The organism is Yoonia maritima, assembly GCF_003003285.1.
Taxonomy (GTDB): domain Bacteria; phylum Pseudomonadota; class Alphaproteobacteria; order Rhodobacterales; family Rhodobacteraceae; genus Yoonia; species Yoonia maritima.
The window spans coordinates 183637-199376 of sequence record NZ_PVTP01000002.1; the positions used below are offsets into that span (position 1 = coordinate 183637).

At 53.1% G+C, this 15740-nt stretch carries 19 protein-coding genes; 11 read left to right on the top strand and 8 right to left on the bottom strand.

What is annotated here, in order from left to right; translation table 11 throughout:
• Nucleotides 1-32: 32 nt before the first annotated feature.
• A complete protein-coding gene (gene trhA, locus CLV80_RS03420) occupies nt 33-692 on the bottom strand; it encodes a PAQR family membrane homeostasis protein TrhA (protein WP_106354839.1) in 660 nt (219 codons plus the stop codon).
• Between the two features lie 116 nt (nt 693-808).
• Here trhA and CLV80_RS03425 point away from each other — a divergent pair, with 116 nt between their 5' ends.
• Nucleotides 809-1165: a diacylglycerol kinase gene (locus CLV80_RS03425; protein ID WP_106354841.1), complete on the top strand. Its 357-nt coding sequence runs from the start codon at nt 809-811 to the stop codon at nt 1163-1165.
• Nucleotides 1162-1509 carry a YigZ family protein gene (locus CLV80_RS03430; protein WP_106354844.1) on the top strand — a complete coding sequence of 116 codons (348 nt, stop codon included), beginning with the start codon at nt 1162-1164 and terminating at the stop codon, nt 1507-1509. Before CLV80_RS03425 ends, CLV80_RS03430 begins: the two co-directional genes overlap by 4 nt.
• A gap of 155 nt (nt 1510-1664) precedes the next feature.
• On the opposite strand, the gene CLV80_RS03435 is transcribed toward CLV80_RS03430, so the two are convergent.
• Nucleotides 1665-2909 carry a hypothetical protein gene (locus CLV80_RS03435; RefSeq protein ID WP_106354847.1) on the bottom strand — a complete coding sequence of 415 codons (1245 nt, stop codon included), beginning with the start codon at nt 2907-2909 and terminating at the stop codon, nt 1665-1667.
• Nucleotides 2910-2918: 9 nt separating this feature from the next.
• Nucleotides 2919-4319, bottom strand: coding sequence for a 30S ribosomal protein S12 methylthiotransferase RimO (gene rimO, locus CLV80_RS03440; protein WP_106355350.1), 1401 nt, complete (start codon nt 4317-4319; stop codon nt 2919-2921).
• A 152-nt stretch (nt 4320-4471) separates the two neighbouring features.
• Between rimO and CLV80_RS03445 the strand changes: the two genes are divergently transcribed.
• From CLV80_RS03445 to CLV80_RS03455, 3 genes are all read left to right on the top strand, one after another.
• A complete protein-coding gene (locus tag CLV80_RS03445) occupies nt 4472-4663 on the top strand; it encodes a PLDc N-terminal domain-containing protein (RefSeq protein WP_106354850.1) in 192 nt (63 codons plus the stop codon).
• A gap of 92 nt (nt 4664-4755) precedes the next feature.
• The gene (locus tag CLV80_RS03450) at nt 4756-4953 is read left to right on the top strand and encodes a CsbD family protein (protein WP_106354852.1); all 198 of its coding nucleotides are present in this window, start codon (nt 4756-4758) and stop codon (nt 4951-4953) included.
• A 71-nt stretch (nt 4954-5024) separates the two neighbouring features.
• Nucleotides 5025-5522 (top strand): Dps family protein, encoded by a 498-nt coding sequence (locus CLV80_RS03455; RefSeq protein ID WP_106354854.1) that lies wholly within the window; start codon nt 5025-5027, stop codon nt 5520-5522.
• A 17-nt stretch (nt 5523-5539) separates the two neighbouring features.
• On the opposite strand, the gene CLV80_RS03460 is transcribed toward CLV80_RS03455, so the two are convergent.
• Both CLV80_RS03460 and CLV80_RS03465 read right to left on the bottom strand, forming a co-directional pair.
• Nucleotides 5540-5935 carry a YbaN family protein gene (locus tag CLV80_RS03460; protein ID WP_243394395.1) on the bottom strand — a complete coding sequence of 132 codons (396 nt, stop codon included), beginning with the start codon at nt 5933-5935 and terminating at the stop codon, nt 5540-5542.
• Nucleotides 5936-6070: 135 nt separating this feature from the next.
• Nucleotides 6071-6841 carry an SDR family NAD(P)-dependent oxidoreductase gene (locus CLV80_RS03465; protein ID WP_106354856.1) on the bottom strand — a complete coding sequence of 257 codons (771 nt, stop codon included), beginning with the start codon at nt 6839-6841 and terminating at the stop codon, nt 6071-6073.
• Between the two features lie 53 nt (nt 6842-6894).
• Here CLV80_RS03465 and CLV80_RS03470 point away from each other — a divergent pair, with 53 nt between their 5' ends.
• Complete coding sequence (locus CLV80_RS03470; RefSeq protein ID WP_106354858.1) at nt 6895-7500, top strand: TetR/AcrR family transcriptional regulator; 606 nt, start codon at nt 6895-6897, stop codon at nt 7498-7500.
• A 159-nt stretch (nt 7501-7659) separates the two neighbouring features.
• Complete coding sequence (locus tag CLV80_RS03475; RefSeq protein ID WP_279338293.1) at nt 7660-8673, top strand: glycosyltransferase family 2 protein; 1014 nt, start codon at nt 7660-7662, stop codon at nt 8671-8673.
• A 110-nt stretch (nt 8674-8783) separates the two neighbouring features.
• On the opposite strand, the gene CLV80_RS03480 is transcribed toward CLV80_RS03475, so the two are convergent.
• A complete protein-coding gene (locus CLV80_RS03480) occupies nt 8784-9392 on the bottom strand; it encodes a GcrA family cell cycle regulator (RefSeq protein ID WP_106354861.1) in 609 nt (202 codons plus the stop codon).
• A gap of 233 nt (nt 9393-9625) precedes the next feature.
• Here CLV80_RS03480 and CLV80_RS03485 point away from each other — a divergent pair, with 233 nt between their 5' ends.
• A complete protein-coding gene (locus CLV80_RS03485) occupies nt 9626-10429 on the top strand; it encodes an ABC transporter permease (protein WP_106354862.1) in 804 nt (267 codons plus the stop codon).
• On the opposite strand, the gene CLV80_RS03490 is transcribed toward CLV80_RS03485, so the two are convergent.
• Entirely contained in the window at nt 10426-11304 is an 879-nt protein-coding gene (locus CLV80_RS03490) for a DMT family transporter (RefSeq protein ID WP_106354864.1), read from the bottom strand. The two genes, CLV80_RS03485 and CLV80_RS03490, sit on opposite strands and share 4 nt — an antisense overlap.
• A gap of 239 nt (nt 11305-11543) precedes the next feature.
• Between CLV80_RS03490 and CLV80_RS03495 the strand changes: the two genes are divergently transcribed.
• From CLV80_RS03495 to argF, 3 genes are read left to right on the top strand one after another with little or no spacing between them, the layout of a single operon-like run.
• On the top strand, nt 11544-12710 hold the full coding sequence (locus CLV80_RS03495; RefSeq protein ID WP_106354867.1) for an aspartate aminotransferase family protein: 1167 nt from the start codon (nt 11544-11546) through the stop codon (nt 12708-12710).
• A gap of 6 nt (nt 12711-12716) precedes the next feature.
• Nucleotides 12717-13199 carry a GNAT family N-acetyltransferase gene (locus tag CLV80_RS03500; protein WP_106354869.1) on the top strand — a complete coding sequence of 161 codons (483 nt, stop codon included), beginning with the start codon at nt 12717-12719 and terminating at the stop codon, nt 13197-13199.
• A 36-nt stretch (nt 13200-13235) separates the two neighbouring features.
• Nucleotides 13236-14141 (top strand): ornithine carbamoyltransferase, encoded by a 906-nt coding sequence (argF, locus tag CLV80_RS03505; protein WP_106354871.1) that lies wholly within the window; start codon nt 13236-13238, stop codon nt 14139-14141.
• 85 nt (nt 14142-14226) lie between these two features.
• Here argF and CLV80_RS03510 read toward each other — a convergent pair whose 3' ends face one another.
• Nucleotides 14227-15708 carry an inorganic phosphate transporter gene (locus CLV80_RS03510; protein WP_106354873.1) on the bottom strand — a complete coding sequence of 494 codons (1482 nt, stop codon included), beginning with the start codon at nt 15706-15708 and terminating at the stop codon, nt 14227-14229.
• Nucleotides 15709-15740 lie beyond the last annotated feature (32 nt).

Genomic DNA, 15740 nt, shown 5'->3' on the forward strand with positions numbered 1-15740 from the left:
ATGTACTGCAATAACGGCGGGTTGACTTGCCGTCAGGTCATGAATTCCATACCTCTTGCGATGTGGCCCAAACCTATTGTGATTGCGATGAAAAAACATGCGGATGCCGCAATGACAAAACCGTGCCAAATGGCGTTTGAAAACTTCATATCTTTGGCGACGTAAAAACCGACGCCACATGTGTACATCAGGCCCCCGGCTGCGATCAAAGCCATTGCTGTCCCGGGGATGATCGGCCACAGCGACCAGATCAAAAGAACGCTGAGCCATCCCATAATAAGATAAAGCGCAGGTCCAAAGCGCCCCGGTGTCTGCCAAAAGAATAGTTTGAGCACCATGCCGATCACGGCAAGTCCCCAGACAATGGCGAGCACGAGATAGGCAAACCCGCTGCCGATCATGACGACAAGTGGCGTGTATGTACCCGCGATTTTCAGATAGATCGCGGCGTGGTCGAAACGGCGCAGGGTGGGGCGGATGCTTTCCCATGGGGTCATGTGATACATTGCAGAGGCCGTGAAGGTGGCAATCAGGGTTGTGCCGTAGATCGAAATCGCAGTGACATGTTCATTCGAAGCGATACTCGACGCCCAGACAATCAGAACAACAGCGCCTGTCAACGCACCAATCACGCCAAGCGCATGCATAGTGCCGTCAGCGATCCGTTCTGCGCGGGAATAGGTTGGATACATCGTTGGCTCCTTATTGTTGCCAAGAAGGTAGGGGGCGCATAGGTTTGGTCAATTGTTCCGTCGGGTCATAGTTTAGTACCGGCTAGTAAAGAAATGATGAAACGAGGAAAGATGATATGTGGCAACAGGTTATGCGGGTGCGGCAGCGTGCGATTTGGTCTTGGGAAGGGTTTGCCCACGTCTGGAAAACCGAAGGGTCGCTGGCCCAGTGGATCGTTGCGAATATCGTGTTTGGCATTCTTGCGCTGGTGCTGCCTTTGACGGCTGGCGAACGTGGGATGCTGCTGATGGGCGGGATTATCGTGCTGGCGGCAGAATGTATGAATACGGCGATCGAACGTATTGTCGATGATATCAGCACTGAAAAGCGCGATGCGGCGAAGCAGGCCAAGGATTGCGGGTCTGCTGCGGTGGCTGTGACGGCCATTGGTGTGGGCGTTGCTTGGGTCTGTGTGATCGTGCGTTTGTTTTGAAAATCATCACGAATGTTGTCAGTGATCGCGGGTCGAAATACGCGGTGTCGGGTGGGCCTGTAGTGTCCGCTGACGAGGCGCGTGATTTCATTAAGGCGCTGTGTAAGAACAAGAAATTCGCGAAGGCCACGCATAATACTTGGGCCGTTCTGCTGCCTGACGCGCCGCTAAAGAACGACGACGGCGAAAGCGGCGCGGGCATGGTGATCTTGCGGATGTTAGAGCGCGAAGAACTGCACGGCCATATCATCGTGGTGACGCGGTGGTATGGGGGTAAGCACCTTGGCGGAGATCGGTTCCGGCATGTGCAGGACTGCGTGCGGACTTATATTGAGGCGCTTTAAAGCTGTCGGAACTGCGTCGGATTATTGTCGGACACACGTATGGCAGTTTTGTGAGACACAATGCGCAACAAGAGGGCAGCGCTTGGACCTCGGGGTGGGTGCGAAGCGCCCTCCCCATGGGGGAGGTCCGGGCGCTGCCCGGCTATGCCGGGCATTTATTCTCCAGACGCGGCAGCTTTTTTCGCGGCCCGTCGATTTAGTTTAAACGTTGGACCATCAGGTCCGATTTCAGCCTCAGTCGTGACATTTAAAAGTGCGGCTAATGCGTGCAATGAAGTTGTTTCATCTTGACCTTGATCCTGTCGTTCAAACAGATTTTTGCAGACACTTTCCAACCAAGCACTTGGTACTTCCTCTAGCTCAGCATCAGTTAATTCTAAGATGGTTTCAATCACCCAACTGGCGCGGTTCATGTCGAAACCATATTGTTCAAGGTTTCTGTGGTGGGTTGCCTCTTCGATAGCCAGCCTTCTCATCCAGGAAATTGCGTATGCTACGAAACCGACTGTTACAGCGCTGCTAAGGAATAATTTGACGTATTGAGCGTATTGAACAAATCCTTCCGCCATTGAACTAATTGAGAGTTGCGCCGCTGCGGTAAGAAAGGCGAAGATCACTGCGCCCAATAGGCTAAGAGACGTGACCAAAATTGCGTAATTGCGTGAACGCTTTGATCCTGTAGCATCGCTCAGGCTATCTTTTATCTGAGTTGTTATTGTTTCTCTCAATTCGCGGCGAACATGTTTATGTTCCCTGTCGTCGAGACTTTTCTGAAGGGCTTCGAGTTGCTTTCGTCCCTCCACGACCTCCAATAATTCCGCAGCGTGTGCGTCATCTAAAGCGATGCGTTTTTGTTCGTATTCTTTTTCAAGTGAGTCCTTGAGGCTGTCGAGTTCACGCCTCTTTTCATCAGCCCCGGCAATCAAGTCGGCTGCAAGATCCGATAAACTGCCAAGCTTTGCATCAAGTACTGCTGTACTGGATAGTGAAGGTTCCTCTTGCATCACGTCGAGAAAGCTTGTGTTCTTCTCAATGATTTTAGAAACGGCGATAATATTTTGCACCGTCGTATTTTGATGTTGAACACTATTTGCGGCCAACTTTATTTCGTCAGCTACAGATGAACTGGTTCTCTCGGTAAACCTGTCCACACTTATGGATGTGCCCCGCGCAAAGTGTATGGATATTGAAACTGAGCGGATACTAATGTGTGCGTTTGTCAGGAAATATGACGTCCGGGGAAATCCCGCTTCACTGTAAAGCGCGTGGTCCAGTTTGACATTACTAGACATTCTATAGTCAACCGTAGCATCAGGGAAAACGCTTAGAATTTCTTCGTACAGCTTTGCTATTTGTTTGTCGGTAAGGCGCGCAACTTGGTAAACTCGTTCATTCGCCAATTTAATTTCCTAAAATGATTTGATTAATCTTCCCCATAAATCGTACTCCCCAGCTTCCTCAACTTCAACTTGTAAAACATCGCCCACGGCCAGCCCTTCGGTTCCTTCGTCGATGAACAGGTTCCCGTCGATCTCGGGGGCGTCGGCCCATGTGCGGCAGGTGGCGATGCCGTCTTCGTCGATGTCGTCTACGATGACCTCTAGGGTCTTGCCGACCTTGGCTTCGAGTTTGGCTTCGGAAATGGCTTGGGCTTTGGCCATGAAGCGGTCCCAGCGGTCTTGTTTGACTTCGGGTGCGACGTGGTCGGGGAGCGCGTTGGAGCGGGCTCCGGCGACGTTTTCGTATTGAAAACAGCCAACGCGGTCGAGTTGGGCTTCGTCCAGCCAATCAAGCATGTGCTGGAATTCTTCTTCGGTCTCGCCGGGGTAGCCTACGATAAACGTGGATCGCAGCGTGATGTCAGGGCAGATTTCGCGCCATGCCCGGATTTCTTCGAGCGTCTTTGCGCCCGCCGCTGGCCGCGCCATCCGCCGCAGCACATCAGGGTGCGAATGTTGGAACGGGATATCCAGATAGGGCAGGATGCCGTTGCTTGGGTCCGCCATCAGCGGGATCAGGTCGCGCACGTGCGGGTAGGGGTAGACGTAGTGCAGCCGCACCCACGCGCCCAGTTGACCCAATTCGCGCGTCAGATCGAGGATATGGCTGCGGACTTCGCCGTCTTTCCACGGATTAACGTCATATTTACGGTCCAGCCCATAGGCTGAGGTATCTTGAGAGATGACGAGGAGTTCTTTTACGCCCGCCTGCACCAGTTTTTCCGCCTCGCGCAGGACCGCGTGCGCAGGCCGTGACGCCAGTTTGCCGCGCATATCGGGGATGATGCAGAATTTACACTTGTGGTTACAGCCCTCGGATATCTTCAGGTAGCTGTAGTGCCGCGGTGTCAGGGATACCCCTGTTGCGGGCAGTAGGTCGATGAATGGATCAGGGTTCGCGGGAACGGCGCTGTGCACCGCATCAAGCACCTGTTCGTATTGGTGTGGCCCGGTGACCGCCAGAATATTGGGGTGATGTTCCCGGATGTAGTCGGGTTCTGCACCGAGGCAGCCTGTCACGATGACTTTGCCGTTTTCGGTCAGCGCCTCGCCAATAGCGTCAAGGGATTCTGCCTTAGCGGAATCAAGGAAACCGCAGGTGTTCACGATGACCGCTTCGGCACCGGAATAGTCGGGCGAGATCGCGTAACCTTCGGCGCGTAGCCGGGTCAGGATGCGTTCTGAATCCACCAACGCCTTGGGGCACCCGAGGCTGACCATACCGATGGTCGGCTGGCCGGGGCGGCTGGCGTCAGTAATCTTGGCTGCAGGGGCAAGGTCGGGGCGGAGTGAAGGTGGGTTCTGGGTCATAGCCGCCATATAGCGAAGGGCGAGCGTGTTGGGAATGGGCATAACGGCAGAGCATGTACCAACCATTCCAAATTGATTTTTTTGATGGCGCGGAACCAAATTGACGTCAGAGCATTGTCTTCCCGAGAACGATGAACAAATTGGAGAATACAATGTTGGAAGTTACCGGTATCGGCAGTCTGCTTGTCCTCATCCTTGATGTGGTGGCGATTATTTCAATTGTTGGTTCAGGCGGTTCGACGGGAAACAAGGTATTGTGGGTGTTGTTGGTGCTGTTGCTGCCTCTCATCGGCTTTATCGTCTGGCTGATCGCTGGGCCACGCGCCAACAAGCGGCTTGTCTAAGCGACAAACACTCACCTCGCGAAATGAAACACAGCACGGAGCGCTTAGCACAATGGCGGCTAAGCGGGTGCTTTTACACGGAAGGAAACCCTATGAATTGGGATCAAATCGAAGGCAAATGGAAAGAAATGTCAGGCAACCTGAAAGCAAAATGGGGTGAACTGACTGATGACGAAATCGCCGAGATCAATGGTGACCGTGAGGCGCTGGAAGGCAAAATCCAAGCTAAATACGGCAAAACCAAAGAGCAGGCGAAAGAAGAAGTCGACACGTTCATCGACAAAATTTGATGAGCGGATGAGGTGGCCTGCGGGCCGCCTCTTTTCGTTGACCGAAACGTACGAGAGTGAAGGAGAGACCAATGAAGTCTGTACTTGCTGAAAAACCTCAAGAGCATGATGTGAACACAGGGGTTTGTGACCCCAAAGCCGTCGCTGATGGCTTAAGTGATGTATTGGCAGATACATATCGTATATTGATCAAGACCCATATCGTGCATTGGAACGTCGAAGGTCCGATGTTTTATGCGGTCCACAATTTGACCGAAACGCAATACGAAGAACTGTTCGCTGCGACTGACGTGATCGCTGAGCGTATCCGTGCGCTTGGGCATCTGACGCACATGTCGTCAGCGGCCTTGCTGTCAGAATCTGTGATCAAAGATGTGTCGTCGCCGCAAAGCGCAGGGGACATGTGTCAGAACCTTGCCGAAGATCACAACAAGATCGCGAAGCGTCTTCATGATCTGATTTCGGCTGCTGGCGATGCGGGTGATCCTGTGACCGAGGACCTTGCGACTGCGCGTTCGGCCTTTCATGAAAAGGCGGCTTGGATGTTGCGTTCAATCTCGAAAAGCTGATTTCGCGACAAGAGGCGTTAGGCGCTTCCGTTCGGGCGGGTTAACACAAATGTGCCCGCGCCGATCATACAGATTGATTGGATAGCAATGACCATCGGGCGCATCCCCATAAGTATGCTGGCCGTCAAAGCGGCGGCCATCATCACGACAGCGATTGCTTTGTATTTCGGGGCGATCGCACCTGTGGCATTCCATTCAGCGATCATCGGACCAAAAGTGCGGTGATCGTGGAGCCGTTTTTGCAGCTTGGGTGACCCGTTACCAAATGCGAACGCCGCGAGAATCACAAACGGAGTGGTCGGTAGCACCGGCAGAACAACCCCAATCGCCCCAAGCCCAAGCGCAGCCCAACCGACAAGCAGCCATAGGCCTTGGATGATTGCTTTTTTTGAGGTTGCTAGTCTGCGTGACACGTGGCGTCCCCTGTAATGACGTGCTTCGACCTAGCACATCTATGTGTCGTACGGACTGATGAAAAGGCAGGTGATCGGGTAATTATGTATAACGGCAGCAAAACATGGTTTAGCTGCCGTTCTTTAAGCGTTTTGTTATTTTTCCTGCATCTTGCGGATGTTTTTGAGAACGACACGACGTGGCAAGAAAGGGAATATCCAGTTCAGTAGGAACGAGAGTTTGCCTTCGTTGATGATCCGAAGCTTGCCGGCTTGCATTGCGTCATATCCGTATTTTGCGACTTCGGCTGGGGTTGCGCCTGATTGCTGTACAAGGCCGGTGCCTTCGAGTGCTGCAACTTTGGCGAATTCAGTGTGGACGTATCCGGGCTCAAGCGCCGTGACGGTCACACCCTTGGCGCGCAGTTCTTCGTCCATGGCTTGGCTGAAGCTAGACACATAGGCTTTGGTCGCGAAGTAAGTCGCTTGCAGGGGGCCGGGCATGTAGGCGGCGGTTGAACTGACGTTCAGGATTTTTCCACCACCGTAGCTGACCATCATGTTGCCGATGTGGTGGCAAAGCGTGACCAATGCCTTGACGTTAAGGTCGATCATCGCGAGATCGTCAGAGAGGGATCGTTCGGTGAAAATACCGTGCCCGCCAAAGCCCGCATTGTTGATGAGGATATCAATTTTATGGTCTTTGATAGCATTATAAAGTGCGTCCGCACCGCCTGTAGCCCCGAGATCAAGCGCGATTGTTGTCACATTGATCTGATGTTTGGATTCAAGCTCTGATTTTAATGCTTCAAGTTCAGCACCGCGACGTGCCGTGATGATTAAATCGCCGCCAAGATTGGCATGGTAGCGGGCAAATTCACGGCCAATGCCAGAAGACGCACCTGTGATGAGGGCTGTGTTTGTCATGGGGTTTCCTTGGTCAACGGTTGTTGACTAAATGTAAGGTCGTGGGTGTGCGTATGTCAACGCGCGTTGACAAATGGGTGATCCGGGATACACCCACGGTTATGAGAAAATCTGAAATCACTCGTGAAAAATTACTAACTTCCGCGACGCGCGCGTTTTGCGTGCAGAGTTATTCCAACGTATCATTACGTGGTATCGCCAAAGATCCCGGTGTCGATGTCGCGCTTGTATCGCGTTATTTTGGCGGAAAAATGGGATTGTTTCAGGCGATGCTGGATGATGTTTTTGCTTGGCCTGAAATGATGTCTGGAGATGATCCTGTCGAGGTCGCCATCGCAAAATATACGGATCCCGATACGGCAGATGCACATATGTCTGTGATCCGCATGATTGTTGTGAATGGTGCGGACCCAGAGGTGGGGGACATTCTGCGCGAACGTTTGCGCGAGATGTTGGTAGATCCGATGCTTGCAAAAATGGGCGGTGAACGCGCCGCACCAAATCTAGCGATGTTTATCGCGGTGACGCTCGGGGCTGCAATGGTGCGTCATACGCTGCGGCTACCCGGAATGGCGGATACCCAGCCCGAGGCCTATGCCATGCAGCTGCGCCATTTGATTGATGCAGCGTTGCGTTTTGAAAGTCCTGCGTCTGAATGAGTGTTGGGTTGGGTAAGTCCCGACCTGTCACGTGTATTTCGTGGTAGACAGTGATCAGCGTGCCTACCCACATAAAGCATTCGCATTGCAAGCTATCAGTGGCTGGTCTAAGTCCATGTCGTTTAATTTGCCCGCACAAACGCGTGAGAAAAGATTATGATGAGTGAACCTTCGATTGTTTGTTTTACCGTTATGAAAAACGAAGGCCCGTTCATTATCGAATGGGTGGCCTATCAGCGGTTGATTGGGGTGAACAAAGTCATTGTGTTGTCTAATGATAGCGACGACGGGACAGACGATATTTTGAATAGGCTGGATGATTTGGGCTACGTCCGGCATCTACCTAATCCCTCTATGATGTCGACGCGGTTCATTCGCAAACAAAAACACCCCCATATTGTGGGGTTTAATTACGCCACTTTGACTCGGGAGTGGAAAGAAGCAGACTATGTGTTGATGTGTGATGTCGATGAATTCCCAGTCATCAAAGTCGGCGATGGATCGCTGCATGCATTGCTAAAAAAAACCGAATTTCCAGATGTAATTTCTATGAACACCGCGCTTTATGGCGTGGGTGGAAATGTCACATATAAAGACGAGCTTATCACAAAGAACTTTAATTTTCGAACACCGCATCGTCCCGGTGAAAAGAAGTCAGGGTCAGAGGTGAAATCGCTTACTAGAAACGATCCTGACATGTTCCGGGTGGCGAACCATAGACCGATGGTTTTAGAAGAGAATGACAAGCCGATACGCTGGGTGGATGGGGCTGGGAATGACTTTTCTCATGAGTTTTTGAAGAGCCATGAGAAGAGAGCTGACTTTCGCGGGCGCGATTCACTTGCCGTAGTAAATCACTATTCATTGCGTTCTGTTGAGAGCTTTCTGGTGAAATCGGAACGCGGGGATGCAGTGATGGCGAACCGGGATATTGATCACCGGTATTTTAACACGCGAAATCGCAACCATGACGAAAACAAGGATATCCACAGGATGCTTCCGCAGCTCGAGGCGCTGATCGCAGAGCTAAAAACGGATGCGCAGCTTGCCGGGTTTCATGATGCCAGCGTGGTAAAACATCAGGCCAAAATTGAGAAACTAAAGTCTAGTTCTTTGTATGAAAATTTGTGTCGCATCGTTGGGGTGCGTGTTGAAGGCGGTCAGGGCAATTAATTTGAACTGGCGTCATCCTGCGCGGCATACAGATGATTGATATGTAAAAGGCCGCCTTAAAAAAGGCGGCCTTGGTTGGTGGATCGAGATCCACCCTACGTTATTTCGTCTTAGCGCCGACGGTCGCGGCGTGAAGACATTGGCTGGAATGCGACGCCGACGTGAGCTTCGCAGTATGGTTTGCCAGCTTGTACACCGAGGCCGCAGAACCAAAAATCGTCAGTTGCAGGATCGCCGACGGGCCATTTGCAGGTTTTCTCGGTGAGTTCCATAAGGCTGATACGCTTTGCGGTTTTTTCGACTTCGCTGACCTTGGCGAGCGCCTCGGGGCTGATTTCATTTGCCGACGGCTGTGGCGGCAAAGGCTGGCCCGCTGGAATGATTGCGCGGCGAGCAGCCGAAATAGGGATGCCGTTCTCGTCGAGTTCGACCTCTTCTTTCACGGCAGGCACCGATGCGGCGGGCGCAGGGGTCGGCTTTGGCTTTGGTGCCGGTTTTGGCACTGACGGCTTTGCCGCTGCTGCAGGTTTTTCTTTGGGGGTTGCTTTGGCTGCAGATGCACCGCCAGAACCAGCACGGTTCGATAGGCCCAAGCGATGGACCTTGCCGATCACAGCGTTACGGGTCACGCCGCCCAGTTCCTTGGCGATTTGACTAGCGGACTGGCCTTCGCCCCACATCTTTTTGAGCGTCTCGACGCGCTCGTCTGTCCAAGACATATGGATTCCTTTGGTTCAGCGGACCGGACAAAGCAGTTTGTCGGGCCTGAAAATCTGTTCAAGCCTTATATTAGTCATTGTGAGCAGGGATGTGAAGCGCGGGATCAAGGTTTTCGCCGGGTATGGCAGAATGAACCCATCTAGATGCCACTGTGGGTGGGTGTTTTTACATCCTGCACTGGTCAATTCTGCCCGATAGGTTATGTCACAGCGCTAGGATAAGGACATTGAGCATGACCACAAAGACTGCAATGGGTGTTCGCCGCTTTGGGCGTGTGAACTGGCTGGGAACTTGGACATTGGTGCGCCGCGAAATTCGTAGGTTTATGAATGTCTGGTCACAGACGGTGATGGCCCCTTTGATCAATGCTGGTCTCTTCTTGATGATTTTTACCATCGCGATTGGACCGCAGCGCGGTGATGTGATGGGCGTTCCTTTCATTAGCTTTCTTGCCCCTGGCATTCTGACAATGACTGTTATTCAGAACGCGTTTGCCAATACGTCCTCGAGCCTTGCATCCGCGAAAGTGCAGGGGAATATCGTAGATACGTTGATGCCGCCTTTGTCTGCGGGCGAGTTGGTCTTTGGCTATATCGGTGGCGCGGTCGCACGGGGCGCTTTGGTTGCCGTTGTTATCGCAATTGGGTCGATGCTGTTCTTGGGTGTTGGGATGCAGAACCCGGCTTGGGTTGTGCTGTTTGTCCTGATGGGATCTGTCTTGATGGGTGGCTTGGGCATGATTGCCGGCATCTTCGCGAATAAGTTCGATCAGCTTTCGGCGATTTCAAACTTTTTGGTGACCCCTTTGGCGTTTTTGTCAGGGACCTTCTATTCAATCGACGCGTTGCCCGGGTTTCTTCAGGTCCTTAGCCACGCGAACCCGTTCTTTTATATTATTGACGGTGTTCGCTTTGGGATGATTGGTGTCAGCGATAGCAGCCCTTGGGTTGGTGTCGGTGTCGTCGGTGTTGCCTGTGTTGCCGTGCTAAGCGTTTGCTTGCGCTGGATGCACACCGGGTACCGTCTAAAGGCCTAAGTCCGGGTGCGTGTTTCACGCCAAGCAAGTAGAACCGCACCGCCAACAATAAGAAGCGCGCCGATCATGCTGATGTGGTCGGGGCGTTCGCCGAATATGATCGCGTCATAGAGCGTTGCGAAGATCAGCGTGATATAGCTGAATGGGGTGATAAAGCTGGCGTCGGCCCGCGCGACGGCGTTCACAAAACAGGTTTGTGCCGTTGCCATTAATACCCCAATCCCAGCAAGGGCCGCCCATTGTGGTGCCGTTGGTATGACCCAGACAGGCAGAACAGCCGCTGTTGCGATGGCAAGCCCGATCCCGTTGTTGATCAGTAGGACTTGGAAGGCGGGTTCACTATCTGCCAGTTTCTTCAGAAAGATGAGCTCCATACCCATCATCAATGCTGCACCAAGCGCCAGTAGCCCCGCCAATTGAAATGAGCTTGCGCCGGGGCGCAGTAGCACAATCGCCCCTATCATCGCCGCGAAGGCTGCAAACCAACGCCAAGGGCCGACACGTTCACCCAAAAGGGGGATGGCAAGGATCATTGCGAAGACAGGGTTTAGAAAACTAATCGCGGTGGCATCGGATAGGCGCATGTTGGCAGCGGCTGCAAACATCAGGCTGACCCCGGCCCATCCAAACACAGTACGTCCGATATGGAGCCGCAGTCGGGGCTGTTTGATTTTTGGTCGTAGAATGCTCGCCGCTGTGCCGATCGCAATAAACGCAAATAGGAACCGCCCATGGCTGACCTGTAGCGGGTGTAACGGCGGCCCCAAGACATCAGTGCCGAGTGTTTTCGCGAGCAACATAGTGCCCGCGATGAATGCCGTTGCTGTGACGATCAGTGTTACCGCAAGGCGTGGATTTTGTGCTCGCAAAGTCATGGCCGCATCTGGACCGCGTTTGGCGAATTTTGCAACGTCAGAATGCCGCTTGCGTTTTTTATCTTCACGGCTTCAATGATTTAGGCTATCGGGGGCACATGAAGATGCGCACAACATACGTAAGCCGACGCCGACGCTAATTTAGCGCCGCTGTTTGTCACGTCTTCTACTATCCCTAAAACATTGACACTTTGCCCTTGGTCCTGCACCAATCGGGCTTATTGATAAGGATGATCGCCATGATCGCATCTATTTTGCCAACCTATTCACGTGCCCCGCTGACTTTTGTGTCCGGCGAGGGGTCATGGTTGACGGAAGCAGATGGCCGCCGATTTTTGGATTTGGGCGCTGGGATCGCGGTGAACGCGCTTGGCCATGCGAACCCGGAATTGGTTGACGCATTGACGACCCAAGCGCAGTCGGTTTGGCACCTGTCTAACCTTTACAACATTCCTGCCCAACAAAAGCTGGCTGATGCATTGGTTGATAAGACCTTTGCAGACACGGTGTTTTTCACCAACTCAGGTACCGAGGCCTGTGAACTGGCCGTGAAAATGGCCCGCAAGTATTGGTTTGATAAAGGCCAGCCTGAGCGGACTGATATCATCACGTTCTCTGGTTCTTTCCATGGGCGGTCAAGCGCGGGTATCGCGGCTGCTGGGTCTGAGAAAATGACGAAAGGCTTTGGCCCGTTGTTGCCAGGTTTTGTTCATCTGGAATTCGGTGACCTGATGGGCCTGACCGATGCGCTGGGCGATACGACCGCTGCTGTGATGATCGAACCTGTACAAGGCGAGGGCGGTATTCGTCCCGTGCCTGACGCGGATCTAAAAGCGATGCGCGAATTGTGCGATGCAAATGGTGCCCTGCTGATCTTTGACGAAGTCCAATGCGGTATGGGCCGTACAGGCAAGCTATTTGCGCATGAGTGGGCAGGCGTCACCCCTGATATCATGATGGTTGCCAAAGGTATTGGCGGCGGCTTTCCTTTGGGCGCGGTTCTCGCGACAGAAGAGGCCGCATCTGGTATGACTGCGGGTACGCATGGGTCCACTTATGGTGGTAACCCATTGGCTTGTGCCGTTGGTGCAAAGGTGATGGAGATCATCGCCGATGATGCGTTTCTTGCGGAAGTGAACCGCAAGGCGGGGCTATTGCGCCAAAAGTTGGAAGGGTTGGTTTCATCCCACCCCGATGTATTTGAAAGCGTGCGTGGGTCAGGCCTTATGTTGGGCCTGAAATGCAAAGCGGTGAACACAGATGTGGTTCAGGCCGGCTATGCACAGGGTGTTTTGACTGTGCCTGCGGCTGATAATGTGATCCGGCTGTTGCCGCCACTTAATATTACAGATGAGGACATTACTGTCGCGGTTGAGCTGTTGGATGCAGCGGCCGCGCAGATGTAGGGGTATATGCGTAATTACGATTTCCGTCGGTTAACTCGGGATGATCTACCTTTATTGCGCCGCTGGTTCACGGTGGCGCATGTGAAGGCGTGGTGGCCGGATGCGGAAAGACAGATTGCGCAGATTATACAGGATTTGGATAATCCAAACGTCGATATGCGGATTGTTGGCGTGGCACGTATGCCGTTCGCGTTTATCAGGGACTTTGATACGCAGGTATCAAAGAAATCTGAATATGCAGATTTACCAAAGGGGTCGCGTGGCATGTCGACATTTGTCGGCAATCCAGATTTCTTGGGGCCGGGGCATTCAACCGGCTATATCGAAGCACGCGTCCGCGATATGCGCCGAAACAATGCGCTGGTTGCGGTAGGTCCAAATTCGACCGATACACGAACCATATCCATCTATAAACAGGCGGGGTTTCAACCTCGACGACTGGCTAGCACCAATGATGGCAAACTTGTTCAGGTGATGACTCACCTTTGATTTACTGGCCAATGGCCCAACAACAAAGCGAACTCTATGACGCATTTTCTTGATATTCACACGACGCCCGCAGAAGATCTGCATGAAATCATCCGCAATGGTCGCGCCATGAAAGACGCGCGTAAGGGCTTGCCCAAAGGGACCCTGGACGCGGACCAACCGCTTGCCAATCACATGGTCGCGCTGATCTTTGAAAAGCCATCGACCCGTACCCGTGTGTCGTTCGATGTTGGGGTGCGCCAAATGGGTGGGCAGACCATGGTTCTATCTGGCAGCGATATGCAGCTTGGCCATGGCGAAACCATCGCCGACACCGCCCGCGTGTTGTCGCGTTATGTTGACATGATCATGATCCGTACCTTCGAGGAACAGACCCTGCTAGAGATGGCGGAATACGCGTCGGTTCCGGTGATCAACGGCCTGACAGATCGTACGCACCCGTGTCAGATCATGGCTGACATTATGACATTCGAGGAACATAGCGGCCCGATCAAAGGCAAGCGGGTTGTTTGGTCTGGTGACGGCAATAACGTGTTTGCCAGCTTTGCGCATGCCGCGAAGCAGTTCGATTTTGAATTGGTCTTTACTGGGCCTGAAACGCTTGACCCTGAACCAGCGCTTGCTGGGCTTTATACAACAGAGCGTAACCCCGATAAAGCGGTACAAGGCGCTGATCTTGTTGTGACTGATACTTGGGTATCCATGCACGACCCACAGTCCGCCCGTGAGCGTCGCCACAACCAGCTGCGCAGCTATCAAGTGAATGATGCCCTGATGGCAAAGGCCAAAGACGAAGCGTTATTTATGCATTGCCTGCCCGCGCACCGTGACGACGAAGCGACAAGCAGCGTTATGGACGGAAAGCATTCGGTGATCTTCGACGAGGCGGAAAACCGTCTGCACGCTCAAAAGGCTGTTATGCGCTATTGCTTGGGTAAGTAATCTAAAGTGACCAACAAAAAGGGCCAATTCCTAATCAGGAATTGGCCCTTCTTTTTTCGTAGGGTGGATTTTAATCCACCGCACCTTAGACAAACGCGGCTTGTAGTCCCAAGAAGATCACCGCGGAAATCACCGCTGCTGCGGGCACTGTGATGACCCATGCGGCGATGATCGTCATAAAGTGTGAGCGACGTACCAGCTTGCGACGACGGCGTTCTTCTGGGGCGATGCGCTTGGCTTCTGGGCGCTTGGCTGACGAATTACGCACCCGGCGCTCTGCGTGCCATTCGCGGAAGAAACCAACGCCAAATACCCCACCCACAGCGATGTGTGTTGATGATACCGGCAGGCCTAGCCAGCTTGCGATGATGACCGTGATCGCGGCTGATAGGGCGACGCAGTAAGCGCGCATTGGGTTGAGTTTAGTGATCTGGCTGCCGACCATGCGGATCAGCTTTGGCCCAAACAGGATTAGACCAAACGAGATCCCAAAGGCACCGATCACCATGACCCAAGTCGGAATATCTACTTTGCCCGCGAATGTGCCAAAGCTTTCGGCGTGCACGATTGCGGCTAGCGGTCCAACGGCATTGGCAACGTCGTTAGCGCCATGTGCAAACGACAACAGCGCTGCCGATAGGATCAGCGGAATGTTGAATAGCACCTTCAAAGACTTGTTGCGGTTCTCAAGCCCTTCGGACTGCCGGCGCACAAGCGGAGCAGACACGGCATAGATGATTGCACCCAAGACGAGACCAATCAGGCAGGCTGTGAATAGATCGATCTTTACGATTTTCTTAAGCCCCTTCATCGCGAGATACATCGAGAAAACGCCGCCCATGATCCCGATCAACACGGGCACCCAGCGACGCGCGGCTGCGATTTTATCGTCTTGGTAGATGATCGCGGTTTTGATGAAGGCAAGGAACGCAGCCGCAATAATACCACCTAGAAGTGGTGAAATAACCCAGCTGGCCGCGATTGCGCCCATGGTTGGCCAGTTCACGGCAGCAAAACCAGCAGCGGCGATACCGGCGCCCATCACGCCCCCGACAACCGAATGGGTCGTGGACACAGGTGCGCCGACCCAAGTGGCAAGGTTCACCCATAGCGCTGAAGAGATCAGAGCGGCCATCATCGCCCAGATAAAGATTTCGCTACTGGCGACGCTTTCGGGGTCAATGATCCCTTTTGAGATCGTGGAAACCACATCACCACCAGCAAGCAAAGCACCGGCACTTTCGCAAAGGGCCGCGATGACAATAGCCCCGCCCATGGTCAGCGCATTCGCGCCCACGGCAGGTCCCATGTTGTTGGCAACATCGTTTGCCCCGATGTTGACCGCCATATACGCACCAAAGGCGGCCGCAGCGATAACGACATAAGATACTGAATCACCGCCGAAAAACAGCGTGCTTGCAAGTGCGGCCACGATAATAAAGGCGAGCGAAATGCCCAAGCCAACCAATGGTTTGCTTACGTATTGCGTTGCGTATTCGACTGCGCCAATACGGCCAAGATCGCGATCAAGCGTCTTCCATTGGTTTGATGGTTTGGAATCAGGCATTGTGTCCCTCGGTTTTGAATTGGGCCGGGGGT